Consider the following 18,028-nt stretch of genomic DNA (forward strand, 5'->3'; position numbering starts at 1 on the left):
CTTAACCATCGTCCTAAACTTATATAATAACAATAATAACAAATAAAAAAAGACATGAGTCAAAAAATCAGAATTAAACTGAAATCTTACGACTACAGCCTGGTTGATAAATCGGCTGAGAAAATCGTAAAAACAGTGAAAGCTACAGGTGCTGTAGTAAGCGGACCTATTCCGTTGCCAACTCACAAACGTATCTTCACTGTGAACCGTTCAACTTTCGTAAATAAGAAATCGCGCGAGCAGTTCGAATTGAACTCTTACAAGCGTTTGATCGACATTTACAGTTCAACTGCTAAAACAGTAGACGCATTGATGAAACTTGAATTGCCAAGTGGAGTCGAAGTTGAGATTAAAGTATAAATAGTAAACAAGTAAACAAAGTATACAAGTAGACAGAAGGAATATGAATAAAACTTGTTAACTGGTCTACTTGTCAACTCGTAAACTAAATTTAAATTAAAGAGAAATGCCAGGATTATTAGGAAAAAAAATCGGAATGACATCCGTTTTCAGTGCTGAGGGAAAAAATATTCCATGCACTGTTATCGAAGTAGGTCCTTGTGTAGTTACTCAGGTGAAAACCGTTGATACTGACGGTTACGAAGCTGTTCAGGTAGGTTTTATCGAAAAGAAAGATAAACACACTACCAAGCCATTGGCCGGACACTTCAAAAAAGCAGGAGTAAAACCGCAAAGACACTTGGCCGAGTTCAAAGGATTAGGAGATTGCAAACTTGGAGACGTTCTTACAGTCGACCTGTTTGCCGACACACAATTTGTAGATGTTGTCGGAACCTCTAAAGGTAAAGGTTTTCAAGGGGTAGTTAAACGCCACAACTTTGGTGGGGTAGGTCAGGCGACATTAGGTCAGCACAACCGTCTCCGTCACCCGGGTTCGATTGGTGCATGTTCGTATCCTGCAAAAGTATTCAAAGGAACTCGCATGGCCGGTCAAATGGGTAATGTGCGCACTACCGTGCAAAACCTTCAGATAATTAAAGTAATCTCAGAACACAATCTTTTGTTGATCAAAGGATCTGTTCCTGGATGCAAAGGTTCAATCGTTATAATTGAGAAATAATGGAACTTAGTGTATTAGATATAAACGGTAAAGAAACCGGAAAGAAAGTAGCGTTGAACGATGCTATTTATGGAATCGAGCCTAACGACCACGTTCTTTGGTTAGACGTGAAACAGTACTTGGCAAACCAACGTCAAGGTACTCACAAGTCTAAAGAAAGAAGCGAAATGTCGGGTAGTACACGCAAGTTGATCCGTCAAAAAGGTGGAGGTGGAGCCCGTCGTGGTGATATCAACTCTCCTGTTTTGGTAGGTGGTGCGCGCGTATTTGGCCCTAAGCCAAGAGACTACGGCTTCAAGTTGAATAAAAAAGTAAAAGTATTGGCTCGTAAATCAGCCTTGGCTTATAAAGCGAAAGACGGACAGATTATCGTTATCGAAGATCTTTCTTTCGAAAAACCAAGAACAAGAGACTTCGTAGCCCTTACTAAGAATTTGCAAGTAGCTGATAAAAAGGTACTTCTTGTTTTGCCGGATCAAAATAAAAACGTATATTTGTCGGCTCGTAACTTGCAAAAAGTTAATGTTATAAGCGCTTCGGACATAAACACTTACGCGTTGATGAACTGCGCAAGTATCGTTATGGCCGAATCTTCAGTAGCAGTTATCGATAAACTTTTAAATGCATAAGGAGGATAAAAAATGATTCTATTGAAACCAATTTTGACAGAAAAACAAACGGCGATTACTGAAAAGTATCCTAACCGTTTCGGTTTTCGCGTTTCTCCTGATGCCAACAAAGCTCAGATAAAGAAAGCGGTAGAAGAAGTTTATAACGTAACAGTCGTATCTGTTAACACGATGAACTATTCGGGCAAGAAGAAAAGCCGTTATACTAAATCGGGCGTTGTAACAGGAAAAACAAGTGCTTATAAGAAAGCAGTCGTAACCTTGAAAGAGGGCGAAGTAATAGACTTTTTTAGTAATATCTAAATAGAAAATGGCAGTACGTAAATTAAAGCCCACAACACCGGGGCAAAGACACAAGGTTATTGGTACATTCGAAGAAATCACTGCACGTGTACCAGAGAAATCGCTTGTAGTCGGTAAAAAAGCATCAGGTGGTCGTAACAATACCGGTAAAATGACAGTACGTTATGTCGGTGGCGGTCACAAGAGAAAATACAGAATTATCGACTTCAAGAGAACAAAAGACGGCATTCCGGCAACAGTAAAATCAATCGAATACGATCCGAACCGTTCGGCACGTATCGCATTGCTATATTACGCTGATGGAGCAAAAGCATATATGCTTGCACCACAAGGCTTGGAAGTAGGCCAGACAGTGATGTCAGGAGCAGAAGCTGCACCTGAAGTAGGAAACTCATTGCCATTGGCAAATATACCTGTGGGTACCGTTATCCACAACCTGGAATTACGTCCGGGACAAGGAGCCAAAATGGTTCGCTCGGCAGGTGTATTCGCACAGTTGGTATCACGCGAAGGAACTTACGCAGTTGTTAAAATGCCTTCGGGCGAAATGCGCAAAATCCTAACGACTTGCCGTGCAACGATAGGAACTGTGGGCAACTCAGATCACGCTTTGGAAAAATCAGGAAAAGCCGGACGCTCTCGCTGGTTAGGCCGCCGTCCTCACAACCGTGGGGTAGTGATGAACCCTGTCGATCACCCAATGGGTGGTGGTGAAGGTCGCGCTTCAGGAGGTCACCCAAGATCACGTACAGGCTTGTATGCTAAAGGTCTCAAAACAAGAGCTCCTAAAAAGCATTCGTCTAAGTATATAATTGAGAGAAGAAAGAAATAACCTGATTAATTAAAGAATAAATATGAGTCGTTCATTAAAAAAAGGTCCATATATTAACGTTAAGCTCGAGAAAAAAATCCTGGCTATGAATGAGTCGGGAAAGAAAGCTGTAGTTAAGACATGGGCAAGAGCTTCGATGATATCACCAGACTTCGTAGGACACACAATAGCTGTGCACAACGGAAATAAATTCATCCCTGTATATGTTACAGAGAATATGGTAGGTCACAAACTCGGCGAGTTTTCACTTACCCGCAATTTCCGTGGTCATGGAGGTAATAAGAAAAAATAAATCATAGCAGAAGCCACATAATTATTAAAAAGAAACAGTAAAAAAATGGGTGCTAGAAAAAGATTAACAGCCGAAAAGAGAAAAGAAGCTAACAAAGCTGTCTCTTTGGCAAAGTTGAATAACGTTCCTACTTCACCACGAAAAATGCGCCTTGTAGTAGACATGATTCGTGGAATGGAAGTTTTCAAAGCTCTCGGTGTATTGAAATTTTCAAACAAAGAAGCCGCTGCAAGAGTTGAAAAACTATTGCGTTCGGCTATCGCTAACTGGGAAGCTAAGAATGAGCGTAGAGCAGAAAGCGGAGAGTTATACATCTCATTGATAAAAGTAGATGGTGGAGCAATGCTTAAACGTTTGCGTCCCGCGCCGCAAGGCCGTGGATACCGTATCCGTAAGCGTTCCAACCACGTAACTCTTCAGGTAGATACAATAAAAAATGATAATCAAAACTAATAGGTAGATGGGACAAAAAGTAAATCCAATAGCAAATCGTTTAGGAATCATCCGTGGATGGGATTCTAACTGGTATGGAGGTAAGAATTACGGCGCCACTCTTCTCGAAGACAGCAAAATCCGTAAATATCTTAATGCCCGTCTTGCCAAAGCGAGTGTATCGCGCATTATCATTGAACGTACATTGAAACTCGTTACAATCACCGTTTGTACAGCACGCCCCGGTATCATCATCGGTAAAGGCGGACAAGAAGTAGACAAACTGAAAGAAGAGTTGAAAAAAATCACTGACAAAGATATCCAAATCAATATCTTCGAAGTTAAAAAGCCGGAGATGGATGCCGTAATCGTAGCAAACAACATTGCACGCCAGTTGGAAGGTAAAATCGCCTACCGCCGTGCCGTGAAAATGGCTATCGCATCCACTATGCGCATGGGAGCAGAAGGTATCAAAATTCAAGTATCAGGCCGTTTGAATGGCGCTGAAATGGCACGTTCCGAAATGTATAAAGAAGGACGTACACCACTTCACACATTCCGTGCCGATATCGACTATGCTCATGCCGAAGCTTTGACCAAAGTAGGATTGATAGGAATCAAAGTATGGATATGCCGTGGAGAAGTTTACGGCAAGCAAGACCTCTCGCCATCATTTGCAGCGTCTAAGGATAACAATTCCGGAGGACAACGCCGCGAAGGAGGCAACCGTGGAGGTTCCAAGAGAAATAAGAGAAAATAAGCATTAAACGTTTGAAGAAATGTTACAACCTAAGAAAACAAAATTCAGAAGACAGCAAAAAGGCCGCATGAAAGGTGAAGCCCAAAGAGGACACCAATTGGCATTCGGTTCATTCGGAATCAAAACATTAGATTCTAAATGGATTACAGGACGCCAGATAGAAGCAGCCCGTATTGCAGTGACTCGTTACATGCAGCGTCAAGGACAAGTTTGGGTTAGAATTTTCCCTGATAAGCCAATCACTAAGAAACCTGCCGAAGTACGTATGGGTAAGGGTAAAGGTTCGCCAGAAGGATTTGTGGCACCAGTTACCCCGGGCCGTATAATATTCGAAATCGAAGGCGTTTCTTTCGAAGTAGCTAAGGAAGCATTACGTCTGGCAGCACAAAAACTCCCTGTGAAAACAAAGTTCGTTGTGCGTCGTGACTATGATTTAACTCAAAAATAATCTGAATCGTTATGAAAATAGCAGAAGTAAGAGAATTGTCTGACAAAGAATTATTGGAAAGACTGGACGCCGAGAGAATCGCGCTCACTCAAATGAAATTGAACCACAGTGTATCTCCGTTGGATAGTTCGGCCGATATCAAAAAGAAACGTCGCGACATCGCACGTTTCCTTACAGAACTTCGCCAAAGAGGTATTAAAAAATAATCTTAAAAGCTGATGGAAACGAGAAATTTAAGAAAAGAAAGAATCGGGGTCGTTTTCAGTAACAAAATGGATAAAACCATCACCGTTGCTGTAAAATGGAAAGAGAAACACCCTATTTACGGAAAATTCGTGAACAAAACGAAAAAATACCACGCTCATGACGAAAAGAACGAGTGCAACCAAGGCGATACAGTACGTATCATGGAAACTCGTCCGTTGAGTAAAACTAAGAGATGGAGATTAGTAGAAATAATCGAAAGGGCTAAATAATTATGATACAACAAGAATCAAGATTAGTCGTAACCGACAACAGCGGAGCAAGAGAATGCTTGTGTATCCGCGTATTAGGCGGAACAAAAAGACGCTATGCGTCTGTAGGGGATGTAATCGTAGTTGCTATCAAGAATGTAATCCCTTCGAGTGATATTAAAAAAGGTGCTGTAACAAAAGCAGTAGTAGTGCGTACCAAGAAAGAAGTTCGCCGTGCCGACGGATCATACATCCGTTTCGACGACAACGCTTGCGTATTGCTCAATGCTGCAGGCGAAATGAGAGGTAGCCGTATCTTCGGACCGGTAGCCCGCGAACTTCGTGCTACAAACATGAAGATTGTTTCACTTGCACCCGAAGTGCTTTAATCCCATAAAACGAAGAAGTAATGAGCAAATTACATGTCAAAAAAGGCGACGAAGTAGTAATCCTTGCAGGAAAAGACAAGGGAGCTACAGGCCGTATACTTAAAGTCTTTATTAAAACACAACGTGCCATCGTAGAAGGCCGTAATATGATGAAGAAAAGTGCGAAGCCAAGCGCCAACAATCCTCAAGGAGGATTCGAAGAAAAAGAAGCACCGATCCATATATCTAACCTCGCTTTGAATATCAGAGATTCAAAAACAGGCAAGCTGTTGAAAATCGGTCGCAAGAGAAACAGTGAAGGAAGATTAGTACGTTACGTAAAAACAACAGGGGAGGAAATTAAATAATGGCAAGTACAACAACCCTCAAAACAGATTATAGAGAGCGTATTGTAGCCTCTTTGATGAAAGAGTTCGGCTACAAATCGCCAATGCAGGTTCCGGTTTTGCAAAAAATCGTTGTGAACCAAGGTTTGGGTATCGCTGTTGCAGATAAAAAAATTATCGAAACCGCCATCAACGAACTCACCGCTATCACAGGTCAGAAAGCAGTAGCAACCTACTCGAAGAAAGATATATCTAACTTCAAGTTGCGTAAGAAAATGCCTATCGGCGTGATGGTTACACTACGTCACGACAAAATGTACGAGTTCCTCGAAAGACTCGTTCGCGTAGCATTGCCACGTATCCGTGACTTCAAAGGTATCGAAAGCAAATTGGACGGAAGAGGAAACTATACGCTCGGAATCGAAGAGCAAATCATCTTCCCCGAAATTAATATCGATAATATTACCAAAATATTGGGAATGAATATTACCTTTGTGACCTCTGCGCAAACAGATGAAGAAGGCTATGCTCTTTTGAAAGAGTTTGGACTACCGTTTAAAGATAACGCTAAAAAGAATTAAAGAATGGCAAAAGAATCAATGAAAGCTCGCGAGGTAAAGCGTGCAAAATTAGTAGCTAAATACGCTGCCAAAAGAGCTCAGCTCAAGGCAGAAGGAGACTACGACGCTTTGCAAGCATTGCCAAAGAACGCTTCTCCGGTACGTTTGCACAATCGTTGCTCTATCACTGGCCGTCCGAAAGGATATATCCGCCAGTTTGGAATTTCGCGTATTCAATTCCGCGAAATGGCATCGAAAGGCTTGATCCCGGGAGTGAAAAAGGCGAGCTGGTAAGAATAAAATTACGAATGGTGAATTATAAACACATAATTCATCATTCTTAATCTATAATTCACAAAAGTTTTAAATATTGTCCCGATAATCGGGATCAATTTAATTAATTTATTTTATGACAGATCCAATAGCAGATTATTTGACGCGTGTTCGCAATGCTATTATGGCGAAACACAGAGTGGTAGAGATACCTGCGTCGAATTTGAAAAAAGAGATTACTAAAATTCTCTTAGAAAAAGGCTACATACTTAACTATAAGTTTGTAGACGAAGGACCTCAAGGAAGCATCAAAATAGCCTTGAAGTACGATCCGGTAAACAAAGTGAACGCAATTAAGAAATTAATTCGTGTTTCTAAGCCAGGTCTTCGTAAGTACACAGGATACCAAGATATCCCCCGCGTACTCAACGGACTGGGCATAGCAGTGTTATCTACCTCTAAAGGTGTAATGACAGACAAAGAAGCACGCGACCTGAAGGTAGGCGGAGAAGTTTTATGTTATGTTTATTAATTAAGAGGGAGGATAACAAATTATGTCAAGAATAGGAAAATTACCGATAAGCATCCCTGCAGGCGTTACCATTACCCAAAACGGTAATGTAGTAACAGTGAAAGGTCCTAAAGGCGAACTTAATCAAGAAATCAATCCTGCTATCGAAGTTAAAGTTGAAGGAGCAGAACTTACCGTAAGCCGTCCGGACGATTCGAAAGAAAACCGTTCGATGCACGGACTTTACAGATCGCTTCTCAACAACATGGTGATTGGAGTTTCTGAAGGATATCGCAAAGAATTAGAATTGGTAGGGGTTGGTTACCGTGCTTCGAACGAAGGACAGGTACTCGAACTTTCGCTCGGTTACACACACCAGATTTTCTTGAAATTACCGAAAGAAATCATTCTGGAAACTAAAGCTGAGAGAAACAAAAACCCGCTTATCATTCTCGAATCTTGCGATAAGCAATTAATCGGCCAAGTTTGCGCTAAAATTCGCTCGTTCCGTAAACCTGAGCCTTACAAAGGAAAAGGTATACGCTTCGTAGGCGAACAAATACGCCGCAAGTCTGGAAAAGCCGCAGGTAAATAATTCATAAACTGAAATTAATCATGGCAATAAAGACAAAACAAGATAGAAGAATTAAGATAAAAACGAGAGTACGCGGCCGTATCACAGGTACAGCAGAGCGCCCTCGTCTTACAGTATTCAGAAGCAATAAGCAAATCTACGCACAGGTAATAGACGACCTGAGCGGAAAAACACTTGCAGCAGCATCTTCTCTTAAAATGACCGACAAGGCCCCTAAGAAAGAAATCGCCGCCAAAGTAGGTGAAATGGTTGCTAAAAGTGCTCAAGAAGCAGGTGTAACAACAGTCGTATTCGACCGTAACGGATACCTGTATCATGGTAGAGTTAAAGAATTGGCAGATGCTGCCCGTAACGCAGGACTTAAATTTTAATAGAAATGGCAGAAAATAGAGTAAAATCAACCAACGATATCGAATTAAAAGACAGATTAGTTGCCATCAACCGTGTAACGAAAGCTACAAAAGGTGGACGTCGTTTCAGCTTTGCCGCTATCGTTGTTGTAGGTAACGAAGATGGAATCGTAGGTTGGGGCTTGGGTAAAGCCGGCGAAGTAACTTCAGCCATTGCTAAAGGCGTTGAAGCAGCTAAAAAGAACCTGATAAAAGTTCCCGTATTGAAAGGAACAATCCCTCACGAACAAATCGGTAAATTCGGCGGTTCGGAAGTATTCATCAAACCAGCTGCTCCCGGTACAGGAGTAAAAGCAGGGGGTGCGATGCGTTCGGTACTCGAAAGCGTTGGTATCACCGATGTGATTGCAAAATCGAAAGGTTCGTCTAACCCTCACAACCTTGTGAAAGCTACTTTGGTGGCACTTGGTGAGTTGAGAGATGCATACACTGTTGCTCAAAACAGAGGTGTGTCTTTGGAAAAAGTATTTAAAGGTTAATCTGCAAAGAACATTCTAAATTATGGCAACAATAAAAGTTAAACAAGTAAGAAGCAGAATCAACTGCCCCAAAGACCAAAAAGCGACATTAGACGCTCTCGGACTTCGCAAGTTGAACCGTGTAATCGAACATCCGGACAACCCTGCTATCAGAGGAATGATCAACAAAGTAAAGCACCTCGTTGCAATTGTTGAGTAATAAACTTTAGTGTATAAGAAATAAAAAATATAGCATATGAACTTATCTAATCTGAAACCTGCAGCAGGTTCTACTAAAACAAGAAAACGTATCGGTCGCGGACCGGGTTCGGGTTTGGGTGGAACTTCGACAAGAGGTCACAAAGGAGCTAAATCGAGATCGGGTTATTCTAAGAAAATCGGTTTCGAAGGTGGTCAGATGCCAATCCAACGTCGCCTTCCTAAATTCGGTTTCAAAAACATCAACCGAATCGAATACAAACCAATCAATTTGGACGTATTGCAACGTATGGCAGAAGCTTCTAATCTGACAAAAATCGACCTACAAGCGTTGATCGATGCCGGATTTGTAGCTAAAAAACACTTAGTGAAAATTCTTGGAAACGGAACATTGACTGCTAAGCTTGAAGTTGAAGCTCACGCGTTTTCAAAATCGGCAGAAGCAGCTATCACAGCAGCAGGTGGAACCGTAACAAAATTAAAGTAATATGGGACTCGTAAAAACGATAGAAAATATATGGAAGATTGAGGATTTGCGCAAAAGACTCCTCATTACTTTCTTTTTCGTAGTGATCTATCGCTTCGGAGTACATGTTGTTCTTCCGGGAGTCGATCCGGATGCCCTCGATGCCCTTCAGGCGAAAGCCTCGGGTGGTCTATTGGGACTTCTCGATATGTTCTCGGGAGGAGCTTTTGCCAATGCTTCTATTTTTGCGTTGGGTATCATGCCATACATCACAGCATCTATCGTTATTCAGTTGCTGGGTATAGCATTACCTTACTTCCAGAAATTGCAGCGCGAAGGCGAAAGCGGACGTACTAAAATGAACCAATACACCCGTTATCTGACAGTAGCAATACTATTATTCCAAGGACCTGCTTATCTTATCGGAGCATTAGGCGAAGCCGCTCCCGGTGGATTCTGGGACTTCTACCTGCCATCAGCCATTATCTTGGCCGGAGGTAGTATGTTTGTCCTCTGGTTAGGAGAACGTATTACAGACAAAGGTATCGGAAACGGAGTATCGTTCATCATCCTTGTAGGTATCATTGCCCGCCTGCCTCATGCCCTTATCGGTGAATTTACAGCCCGTTTAGGAAATCAGGCCGGAGGTTTGATCATGTTCCTGGTTGAAATCGTATTCCTGCTTTTGATTATTTGCGGAGGAATCCTGCTTGTACAAGGTACACGCCGTATTCCAGTGCAATATGCTAAAAGAGTAGTTGGTAATAAACAATATGGCGGAGCACGTCAGTATATCCCTCTCAAGGTGAATGCTGCCAATGTGATGCCTATCATCTTTGCTCAGGCAATTATGTTTATACCTATTACAGTAGCAGGCCTGTTCGAAGGCGGAGGCGGTTCTTTCATTCAGGCATTTACCGATCATACCAGCATTTGGTACAACTTAGTATTTGCATTCCTGATTATAGCCTTCACATGGCTCTATACAGCGGTTACGATCAACCCTGTACAAATGGCCGACGAATTGAAGCGTAATAACGGATTTATTCCGGGCATCAAACCGGGAAAGAAAACGGCCGAGTATATCGATAACGTAATGTCTCGTATCACTCTTCCGGGTTCATTGTTCCTTGCCTTGGTAGCCATCATGCCGGCTTTTGCAGGCCTGATAGGCGTAAGCCGCGAGTTTGCTCAATTCTTTGGAGGTACATCGCTCTTGATTTTGGTGGGAGTTGTATTGGATACGCTCCAACAAATCGAAAGTCACCTCTTGATGAGGCACTATGACGGTTTGCTGAAAACAGGAAGAATTAAAGGACGGTCTGGTTCAATAGCAGCATATTAATAAAGAGCTATAAATGATATTTCTGAAAACAGACGAAGAGATTGAATTGATGCGTGAGGCAAACCGCCTTGTCGGAATGACATTGGGCGAGTTAGCCAAGCACATCAAGCCGGGTATAAAAACAATTCGCTTGAATGAAATCGCAGAAGAGTTTATCCGCGACCACGGTGCGATACCATCGTTCCTCGGTTACAACGGATTTCCATACTCGCTCTGTATTTCTCAGAACGAAAATGTTGTGCACGGATTTCCTTCGGAATATGAATTGAAAGACGGAGATATTATATCGGTAGATTGTGGAACCGAGAAAAACGGATTCTGTGGCGATTCGGCTTACACTTTCCCTGTGGGAGAAGTTGCCGAAGACGTGATGAAGCTGCTCAGAACTACAAAAGAAGCTTTGTATAAAGGAATCGAAAAAGCAGTCGAAGGCAATCGCGTAGGCGATATAGGCGAGGCTGTACAGACATATTGCGAGAAAAGGGGATACTCAGTTGTACGTGAATTGGTCGGGCATGGAATTGGCCGCAAGATGCACGAAGAACCGGAAGTTCCTAATTATGGACGTCACGGGGTTGGCCCTCTCCTGAAGAAGGGAATGTGTATCGCCATCGAACCTATGATAAACATGGGAAGCAAGAATGTCGTATTCGAATCGGATGGATGGACAGTGCGGACGAAAGACCGTAAACCGTCGGCTCACTTCGAGCATACGGTAGCTATCCGTCAAGGCGAAGCAGATATATTATCTACATTTGAATTTATTGAATCTGTATTAGGAAGTAACGCAATTTAATTAGTAAGAGTTTTATGGCTAAACAATCGGCAATTGAACAGGATGGAGTAATCGTAGAAGCATTATCGAATGCAATGTTTCGTGTCGAATTAGAAAACGGACATGAGATAACAGCACACATTTCGGGGAAGATGCGTATGCACTATATCAAAATCCTTCCCGGAGATAAGGTAAGAGTGGAAATGTCTCCATACGATTTGACCAAAGGTAGAATATCATTCAGATACAAATAAAAAAACGAAGATATGAAAGTTAGAGCATCAATCAAGAAACGTTCGGCTGACTGTAAAATAGTTAGACGCAAAGGACGTTTGTACGTTATTAACAAAAAAAATCCTAAGTTTAAACAACGTCAGGGATAAATTATTAATTTTGCAAAAATTATCAATATAATATGGCAATAAGAATAGTCGGTGTCGATTTACCACAAAATAAAAGAGGCGAAATAGCCCTTACATACATTTTTGGTATCGGTCGTAGCACAGCGAACAAAATCCTGGCAGAAGCAGGAGTTGACAGAGATGTTAAAGTAAAAGACTGGAATGACGAACAGGCAGGTAAAATCCGTGAAATTATCGGTGCAAACTATAAAGTCGAAGGAGACTTGCGTTCTGAAGTTCAATTGAATATCAAACGTTTGATGGATATCGGTTGTTACCGTGGCATCCGTCACCGTATCGGTTTGCCTGTAAGAGGCCAATCAACTAAAAACAACGCCCGCACACGTAAGGGTAGAAAGAAAACTGTTGCTAACAAGAAAAAAGCTACAAAATAATTAATTGACTTATGGCAAAAAAGACAGTCGCAGCTAAAAAGAGAAACGTTAAAGTGGATGCTATGGGGCAAGCCCACGTTCACTCTTCATTCAACAACATTATCATTTCGATGACTAACAGCGAAGGACAAGTAATCAGCTGGTCATCGGCAGGTAAAATGGGCTTCCGCAGCTCTAAGAAGAACACGCCTTATGCCGCTCAGATGGCAGCATCGGATTGCGCAAAAGTGGCATACGATTTAGGCTTGAGAAAAGTAAAAGTATACGTGAAAGGACCGGGTAACGGACGTGAGTCTGCTATACGTACTATCCATTCTGTAGGAATCGAAGTAACCGAAATCGTTGACGTTACACCACTTCCGCACAACGGATGTCGCCCTCCTAAACATAGAAGAGTTTAATCGATTTATTTATTGGAAACTGAAAACCGGATGAATGTGATTGATTGCAAGTAAACCCTCTCTGTAATCGCGGCTGCACAAAATTTGGCTTTCACTTAATTATTTAACTTAGTAAAAAATGGCAAGATATACTGGACCAAAATCAAAAATTGCCCGTAAATTCGGAGAACCAATCTTTGGACCTGATAAAGTTCTTTCTCGTAAGAACTATCCTCCGGGACAACATGGTAACGGACGTAAGAAAAAATCTTCGGAATACGGTATTCAGTTACGCGAAAAACAAAAAGCAAAATATACTTACGGTGTATTGGAAAAACAATTCCGTAATATGTTCGAAAAAGCACTTAGCTCACGCGGTATCACCGGTGAAGTATTGCTTCAATTGCTTGAATCGAGATTAGATAACATCGTTTATCGTCTTGGTCTCGCTCCTACGCGTGCTGCAGCACGTCAGTTGGTATCACACCGTCATATCGTAGTAGACGGCAAAGTGGTGAATATCCCTTCGTATACCGTTAAACCAGGACAATTGGTCGGAGTACGCGAAAAATCTAAATCGTTAGAAGTTATTGGCGATACTTTAGCCGGATTCAACCACAGCAAATACCCTTGGATAGAATGGGAACAAGCTTCGATGACAGGTAAATACCTGCACATCCCCGAAAGAGCCGATATCCCTGAAAATATCAAAGAGCAGTTGATAGTTGAGTTGTATTCTAAATAAAAAATAAAATAAATACATGGCTATATTAGCATTTCAAAAACCGGATAAAGTATTGATGTTGGAAGCGGACGATTTCTTCGGCAAGTTCGAATTTCGTCCATTAGAACCCGGCTATGGTATTACCGTAGGTAATGCTCTTCGCCGTATCCTTCTTTCATCTCTCGAAGGTTTTGCCATCACATCTATTAAGATCGACGGTGTAGAGCATGAATTTGCCACTATACCGGGAGTTATGGAAGATGTAACAAACATCATCCTCAATCTTAAGCAGGTGCGTTTCAAGCAAATCGTCGAAGAGATTGAAACCGAAAAAGTAACCATTTCTGTTTCGGGAAAAGAAGTATTCAGCGCCGGCGACATAAGCAAGCAATTATCGGGATTCGAGGTATTGAACCCTGAACTCGAAATTTGCCGCTTGGATAAAAATGCCAGCTTCCAAATTGAATTGAATATAAATAAAGGTCGCGGATATGTGCCTGCCGATGAGAATCGCAACCTGTCCGACGATGTGAATGTTATAGCTATCGATTCGATTTATACACCGATACGTAACGTTAAGTATTCGATCGAAAACTACCGTGTCGAACAAAAGACCGACTACGAGAAACTGGTAATAGAAATAGCTACCGATGGTTCTATTCATCCGAAAGATGCTTTGAAAGAGGCAGCTAAAATTCTTATTCACCACTTCATGTTGTTCTCTGACGAGAAGATACTTCTCGAGAATAACGAAATGGATGGAAATGAAGAATTTGATGAAGAAGTCCTTCACATGCGTCAATTGCTCAAAACAAAGCTGTCAGATATGAACCTTTCGGTTCGTGCGCTTAACTGTTTGAAATCGGCAGAAGTGGAAACATTGGGCGAACTTGTTCAATTCAACAAGAACGACTTGCTCAAATTCCGCAACTTCGGTAAGAAATCACTTACCGAGCTTGACGAACTGTTGGAAAATCTGAACCTGTCTTTCGGTATGGATATTTCTAAGTATAAATTAGATAAAGATTAGAAAGCGAAATGAGACATAATAAAAAATTCAATCACTTAGGGCGTAAAAGCTCACACCGTAAGGCGATGCTCTCTAATATGTGCATATCGTTGATTATGCACAAGCGCATCTTCACTACCGTTGCCAAAGCGAAAGCTTTGAAACTGGTAATCGAGCCGCTTATTACTAAATCAAAAGAAGATACAACACACTCGAGACGTCTTGTATTCCAAGCTTTGAAAAGTGGTGTTGTAACGCCTAATCCTAAAAAAACGGATACGGTGAACGGCAATGCTAAAAATGCAGTAACAGAGTTGTTCCAGAATATTTCTCAGAAGGTAGGCGACCGTCCGGGTGGATATACACGTATCATCAAGACAGGTAACCGTTTGGGAGATAATGCTTCGATGTGTTTTATCGAGTTGGTAGACTACAACGAAAACATGTTGAAAGAAAAAGCTACTGCAACCAAGAAAAGAACACGTCGTTCTTCTGCTGCTAAGAAAGAAGCTGACGCTGTTGAAGTTGCTGCAGAAGCTCCGGCAAAAGAAAAGCCGGCTAAAAAAGCTGCTGCGCCTAAAGCTAAGAAAGAGGAAGCTCCGGCTGTTGAGAATGATGCTCCTGCAAATGAAGCACCTGCTCAGGAAACGGAAGAGCCTAAAGCTGAATAATATAATACACGTATTATATAAAATAAGGGGATATGAATTTCATATCCCCTTATTTGTTTTTGTAGCAGCCATTTTGGGAAACTAAAAAATACCCTCAAACTTTCGTTGTAAGGGTATTTCTTATGGTAGTTTTTGTATGTGTTGTAGTGTTTATAAAGAGCTTTAGCTCTTTCCCTCGAAAGGGGTTGTGTTAGGGTTGGAAGTCTTATTCACGAGAATCTTTTTATTTGATTCGTTATATTAAAGATGCAGCTTTGTAGAAAACGTTGCACGGAAATTGAAAATTTTTATAAAAAAGTAAATATTTAACATTCTCCGGAATCACTATTAACATGGGTAAGCACAATAATATGCTTGAAGATAAGTTTGTTACTGAAACTGAAACGTTGCTTGCGAAATTTGCCTGTTGCCTTACTGGACAAGGAATTTCATAGATATGCTGCTTCCTGTTTCGTCTACAACAGTTAGCTTATGCTCGCCTTTGGCCGGAGTATATTCTTTCTTGTGGAAATTCCTTGTTTCGCCGATATATTCGTTGTCGATGTGCCAGAATACCCGATGGGTAGGTATGCGGTGGGCAATCTCGAAGACAACACGCCCCTCCGAACCGTCCAATTGCTTAGGCAGGCTCAATATACTATTCGGATAAGGGTAAACGAACTCCATCAGGCGCTTCTCCTCCTCGGTACGGCATTCGGGCGAATAGGGCGGGAGAGGTTTGTAAGAGGTATTATGTTCCTTGTAATACTTCTCCCAAAGGGGCGGGAGCGAGAACCACGAGAGATGTACAATTCCCCTTTTTCCGGCACAATCCTCATATACCTGATATTGCTTGTCTTCCGACAAGTGAACCCGCTTATGATAGGGGCAAGGATGCCCATTGAATCCTTTCGGGCTGATACGTGTCCATTCGCTGTCCTCGTCGGGGCAATTGATGCTTTTCAGGTGGCCGCTTAATTGGCAAATATGCGCTTCTACCAAGTCCTCTTCGGGTTGGTCGAACCACTGGCTTTGCGGCAAAGCGTTGAAAATATCGAACATCACCATGCCTGCCGTTTTCGAACCGATTATTCCGGGACGCCCTTCTCCGTCGGCATTTCCCACCCATACGCCAACGACATATTTCGGGGTAATACCTACCGACCATGCATCGCGCGAGCCGAAACTCGTTCCTGTTTTCCAGGCTATTTTCTGGATGGAAGGGATAAACTGCCAGTCTATTTCTTCGGGGCGGTGGACGGTAGTCAATGCTTCGAATGTTTGCCAGATAGCTCCTGCCGAGAACAGGGGATTGCTTTCTTCTTCGAAACTCTTTTCTTCGTTCAGGATGTAGGAAGGGGCGACGGGCTGATAGTATTTGCCTTCAACATTGAAATCCTGCAACGTCTGTGCCATTTGCAGGTACATATAGCTGATTTCCCAAAGCTTTCCTTCTGCTCCTCCCAGAACGAGAGATAGCCCGTAGTTATCATTCGAGCGCTTGAGTGTAGTCATCCCGCTTCGTTTCAGCAGGTTAACGAACTTAGACACCCCATAATCCTTGAGGCAGAGCACAAAAGGCACATTCAGCGAGCGGGCTAAGGCACTCGAAGCCGGTACCCCTCCATCGTATTTCTGGCTGTAGTTCTTAGGCATAAAGCCGTATAGGTCGACGGGTATGTCGGGCAATAGCTGGTTGGGGAGTATCTGCCCGTTATCCAGCATAGAGCAGTAGAGGATAGGTTTCAGGATGCTGCCGGTGCTTCGTGGCGCTTGGATAACATCCACCTGGCTACCCGTTGCATTACGCTCGAAATGAACATTTCCGCAGTAGGCGGCTACTTCGTTTGTCTGTACATCGAAAACGACGGCCGCTATGTTGTTGATACCGTTTTGCGCAAACTCGGCATTCCATCGCTCGAGGATGTTCTCTACCCGTTCTTGCTGGTATTTGTCGATGGTCGAAGTAACCTGTTTGCCCCCTTCCTCGAGGTAGATTTTCGTCACCAAGTGAGGGGCGGTTTGCGGCAGCGAATGGGGACTGTAAGGCAGCGGCTCGGCAATGGCCAGTTCGTAGTCTATTTCGCCTATCAGTCCTTTCTCGAATATGCGTTTCAACAGGCGATTGCGTTTCGATAGCAGCTTGTCGCGGTTGCGCCCGAAGTGCATCAGCGAGGGAGCATTGGGCAGTACGGCCAAAGTGGCTGCTTCGCTCCACGAAAGATACGAAGCGTCGTGCCCGAAATAGCGCCACGAAGCAGCATTTATACCCACCACATTGCCGCCCATCGGGGCATGCGATGCGTATAGTTGTAGGATTTCGTCCTTACTGCACGCAAATTCGAGGCGGGTGGCAAGGATAGCTTCGTATAGCTTTTCGGTGATGGTGCGGTCTTTGTTGCGCGAGAGGCGGATAGTCTGCATCGTGATGGTGCTCGCCCCACTGACAATGCGGTCGCCTTCGATATTCTGCACGAGGGCGCGCCCGATAGCCAAGGGATTGACGCCCCAATGGCGATGGAAGTGTTTGTCCTCGAACTCGACAAGGCATATCTTATATTTCTCGGGGATAGAGTCGGTCATCGGAAAGCGCCATTGCTGGTCTTTGGCAATACGCGCGCCGAGAAGCTCCCCGTTACGGTCGGATACGACAGTACTATAAGGTACATTGAACAATGGGTCAGGCAGGCAGAAGATATACCACACAACAAACACCAATAAAACGGGAATCCCCACTTTATAGCGCTTTTTGCTGTGGCAATATCGTTTCCAGATAGCTCTCAGCCTGTTTTTTATATTATCTCGGCATGCTGACATCCGTGTGTTGTTTTGTTAAAAAGTAACAAAGGTATACTTACCTCTATCGCTTTGGAGTGTTTTTATCGAGTTACTTTTCTCTTCGGGCACTCC

Annotated in this window: 31 protein-coding genes; 30 read left to right on the plus strand and 1 reads right to left on the minus strand. The window is 42.8% G+C overall.

The annotated features are described in order from the left end of the window. Window positions 1-54: 54 nt before the first annotated feature. The 30 genes from rpsJ (at window position 55) to rplQ (ending at window position 15,139) form a co-directional block, all read left to right on the plus strand. Window positions 55-360, plus strand: a complete 306-nt coding sequence (gene rpsJ / locus D0T66_RS12830) for a 30S ribosomal protein S10 (protein ID WP_163357705.1) — start codon at window positions 55-57, stop codon at window positions 358-360. Window positions 361-466: 106 nt separating this feature from the next. Then, window positions 467-1,081, plus strand: a complete 615-nt coding sequence (rplC, locus tag D0T66_RS12835; protein ID WP_163357706.1) for a 50S ribosomal protein L3 — start codon at window positions 467-469, stop codon at window positions 1,079-1,081. Next, the gene (rplD, locus tag D0T66_RS12840) at window positions 1,081-1,710 is read left to right on the plus strand and encodes a 50S ribosomal protein L4 (protein ID WP_163357707.1); all 630 of its coding nucleotides are present in this window, start codon (window positions 1,081-1,083) and stop codon (window positions 1,708-1,710) included. The genes rplC and rplD overlap by 1 nt, the downstream gene beginning before the upstream one ends. 12 nt (window positions 1,711-1,722) lie before the next feature. After that, window positions 1,723-2,013 carry a 50S ribosomal protein L23 gene (rplW, locus tag D0T66_RS12845; RefSeq protein WP_163357708.1) on the plus strand — a complete coding sequence of 97 codons (291 nt, stop codon included), beginning with the start codon at window positions 1,723-1,725 and terminating at the stop codon, window positions 2,011-2,013. A gap of 7 nt (window positions 2,014-2,020) precedes the next feature. After that, entirely contained in the window at window positions 2,021-2,845 is an 825-nt protein-coding gene (gene rplB, locus D0T66_RS12850; protein ID WP_163357709.1) for a 50S ribosomal protein L2, read from the plus strand. Between the two features lie 22 nt (window positions 2,846-2,867). Next, complete coding sequence (gene rpsS, locus D0T66_RS12855) at window positions 2,868-3,137, plus strand: 30S ribosomal protein S19 (RefSeq protein WP_163357710.1); 270 nt, start codon at window positions 2,868-2,870, stop codon at window positions 3,135-3,137. Between the two features lie 45 nt (window positions 3,138-3,182). After that, window positions 3,183-3,590, plus strand: coding sequence for a 50S ribosomal protein L22 (gene rplV / locus D0T66_RS12860; RefSeq protein ID WP_163357711.1), 408 nt, complete (start codon window positions 3,183-3,185; stop codon window positions 3,588-3,590). A gap of 7 nt (window positions 3,591-3,597) precedes the next feature. After that, complete coding sequence (gene rpsC / locus D0T66_RS12865) at window positions 3,598-4,329, plus strand: 30S ribosomal protein S3 (RefSeq protein ID WP_163357712.1); 732 nt, start codon at window positions 3,598-3,600, stop codon at window positions 4,327-4,329. 19 nt (window positions 4,330-4,348) lie between these two features. After that, on the plus strand, window positions 4,349-4,777 hold the full coding sequence (rplP, locus tag D0T66_RS12870) for a 50S ribosomal protein L16 (RefSeq protein WP_163357713.1): 429 nt from the start codon (window positions 4,349-4,351) through the stop codon (window positions 4,775-4,777). An 11-nt stretch (window positions 4,778-4,788) separates the two neighbouring features. Further along, window positions 4,789-4,983 (plus strand): 50S ribosomal protein L29, encoded by a 195-nt coding sequence (gene rpmC, locus D0T66_RS12875; protein ID WP_163357714.1) that lies wholly within the window; start codon window positions 4,789-4,791, stop codon window positions 4,981-4,983. Window positions 4,984-4,995: 12 nt separating this feature from the next. After that, on the plus strand, window positions 4,996-5,253 hold the full coding sequence (gene rpsQ / locus D0T66_RS12880; RefSeq protein ID WP_163357715.1) for a 30S ribosomal protein S17: 258 nt from the start codon (window positions 4,996-4,998) through the stop codon (window positions 5,251-5,253). A gap of 2 nt (window positions 5,254-5,255) precedes the next feature. After that, window positions 5,256-5,621 carry a 50S ribosomal protein L14 gene (gene rplN, locus D0T66_RS12885; RefSeq protein ID WP_163357716.1) on the plus strand — a complete coding sequence of 122 codons (366 nt, stop codon included), beginning with the start codon at window positions 5,256-5,258 and terminating at the stop codon, window positions 5,619-5,621. A gap of 20 nt (window positions 5,622-5,641) precedes the next feature. Continuing rightward, window positions 5,642-5,968, plus strand: a complete 327-nt coding sequence (gene rplX, locus D0T66_RS12890; protein ID WP_163357717.1) for a 50S ribosomal protein L24 — start codon at window positions 5,642-5,644, stop codon at window positions 5,966-5,968. Then, complete coding sequence (gene rplE, locus D0T66_RS12895; RefSeq protein ID WP_163357718.1) at window positions 5,968-6,528, plus strand: 50S ribosomal protein L5; 561 nt, start codon at window positions 5,968-5,970, stop codon at window positions 6,526-6,528. Before rplX ends, rplE begins: the two co-directional genes overlap by 1 nt. A 3-nt stretch (window positions 6,529-6,531) precedes the next feature. Next, window positions 6,532-6,801 (plus strand): 30S ribosomal protein S14, encoded by a 270-nt coding sequence (rpsN, locus tag D0T66_RS12900; RefSeq protein ID WP_163357719.1) that lies wholly within the window; start codon window positions 6,532-6,534, stop codon window positions 6,799-6,801. A 115-nt stretch (window positions 6,802-6,916) separates the two neighbouring features. Further along, on the plus strand, window positions 6,917-7,312 hold the full coding sequence (gene rpsH, locus D0T66_RS12905; protein ID WP_163357720.1) for a 30S ribosomal protein S8: 396 nt from the start codon (window positions 6,917-6,919) through the stop codon (window positions 7,310-7,312). Window positions 7,313-7,334: 22 nt separating this feature from the next. Then, the gene (rplF, locus tag D0T66_RS12910; protein ID WP_163357721.1) at window positions 7,335-7,886 is read left to right on the plus strand and encodes a 50S ribosomal protein L6; all 552 of its coding nucleotides are present in this window, start codon (window positions 7,335-7,337) and stop codon (window positions 7,884-7,886) included. A gap of 26 nt (window positions 7,887-7,912) precedes the next feature. Next, window positions 7,913-8,257, plus strand: a complete 345-nt coding sequence (gene rplR / locus D0T66_RS12915; protein WP_163357821.1) for a 50S ribosomal protein L18 — start codon at window positions 7,913-7,915, stop codon at window positions 8,255-8,257. Between the two features lie 5 nt (window positions 8,258-8,262). Continuing rightward, a complete protein-coding gene (rpsE, locus tag D0T66_RS12920) occupies window positions 8,263-8,775 on the plus strand; it encodes a 30S ribosomal protein S5 (protein ID WP_163357722.1) in 513 nt (170 codons plus the stop codon). Window positions 8,776-8,797: 22 nt separating this feature from the next. Beyond that, complete coding sequence (gene rpmD, locus D0T66_RS12925; protein ID WP_163357723.1) at window positions 8,798-8,974, plus strand: 50S ribosomal protein L30; 177 nt, start codon at window positions 8,798-8,800, stop codon at window positions 8,972-8,974. 36 nt (window positions 8,975-9,010) lie between these two features. Next, window positions 9,011-9,460: a 50S ribosomal protein L15 gene (gene rplO, locus D0T66_RS12930; protein WP_163357724.1), complete on the plus strand. Its 450-nt coding sequence runs from the start codon at window positions 9,011-9,013 to the stop codon at window positions 9,458-9,460. Window position 9,461: 1 nt separating this feature from the next. Continuing rightward, window positions 9,462-10,784, plus strand: a complete 1,323-nt coding sequence (secY, locus tag D0T66_RS12935; protein WP_163357725.1) for a preprotein translocase subunit SecY — start codon at window positions 9,462-9,464, stop codon at window positions 10,782-10,784. A 13-nt stretch (window positions 10,785-10,797) separates the two neighbouring features. Then, window positions 10,798-11,580 (plus strand): type I methionyl aminopeptidase, encoded by a 783-nt coding sequence (map, locus tag D0T66_RS12940; RefSeq protein WP_163357726.1) that lies wholly within the window; start codon window positions 10,798-10,800, stop codon window positions 11,578-11,580. 14 nt (window positions 11,581-11,594) lie between these two features. After that, window positions 11,595-11,813, plus strand: a complete 219-nt coding sequence (gene infA, locus D0T66_RS12945) for a translation initiation factor IF-1 (protein ID WP_006841806.1) — start codon at window positions 11,595-11,597, stop codon at window positions 11,811-11,813. A gap of 12 nt (window positions 11,814-11,825) precedes the next feature. After that, the gene (gene ykgO, locus D0T66_RS12950; protein ID WP_015361145.1) at window positions 11,826-11,942 is read left to right on the plus strand and encodes a type B 50S ribosomal protein L36; all 117 of its coding nucleotides are present in this window, start codon (window positions 11,826-11,828) and stop codon (window positions 11,940-11,942) included. A gap of 32 nt (window positions 11,943-11,974) precedes the next feature. After that, a complete protein-coding gene (gene rpsM / locus D0T66_RS12955) occupies window positions 11,975-12,355 on the plus strand; it encodes a 30S ribosomal protein S13 (RefSeq protein ID WP_163357727.1) in 381 nt (126 codons plus the stop codon). Window positions 12,356-12,366: 11 nt separating this feature from the next. After that, a complete protein-coding gene (gene rpsK / locus D0T66_RS12960) occupies window positions 12,367-12,756 on the plus strand; it encodes a 30S ribosomal protein S11 (protein ID WP_163357728.1) in 390 nt (129 codons plus the stop codon). A 118-nt stretch (window positions 12,757-12,874) separates the two neighbouring features. Continuing rightward, window positions 12,875-13,480: a 30S ribosomal protein S4 gene (gene rpsD, locus D0T66_RS12965; protein WP_163357729.1), complete on the plus strand. Its 606-nt coding sequence runs from the start codon at window positions 12,875-12,877 to the stop codon at window positions 13,478-13,480. Window positions 13,481-13,496: 16 nt separating this feature from the next. Then, on the plus strand, window positions 13,497-14,489 hold the full coding sequence (locus D0T66_RS12970) for a DNA-directed RNA polymerase subunit alpha (RefSeq protein WP_163357730.1): 993 nt from the start codon (window positions 13,497-13,499) through the stop codon (window positions 14,487-14,489). 8 nt (window positions 14,490-14,497) lie between these two features. Next, entirely contained in the window at window positions 14,498-15,139 is a 642-nt protein-coding gene (gene rplQ, locus D0T66_RS12975; RefSeq protein ID WP_163357731.1) for a 50S ribosomal protein L17, read from the plus strand. A gap of 411 nt (window positions 15,140-15,550) precedes the next feature. Here the strand turns inward: rplQ and pbpC are convergent, their stop codons facing one another. Beyond that, window positions 15,551-17,935, minus strand: a complete 2,385-nt coding sequence (gene pbpC / locus D0T66_RS12980) for a penicillin-binding protein 1C (RefSeq protein ID WP_163357732.1) — start codon at window positions 17,933-17,935, stop codon at window positions 15,551-15,553. Between the last annotated feature and the right edge of the window lie 93 nt (window positions 17,936-18,028).

The organism is Dysgonomonas sp. 25, from assembly GCF_010501075.1.
Lineage (GTDB): Bacteria > Bacteroidota > Bacteroidia > Bacteroidales > Dysgonomonadaceae > Dysgonomonas.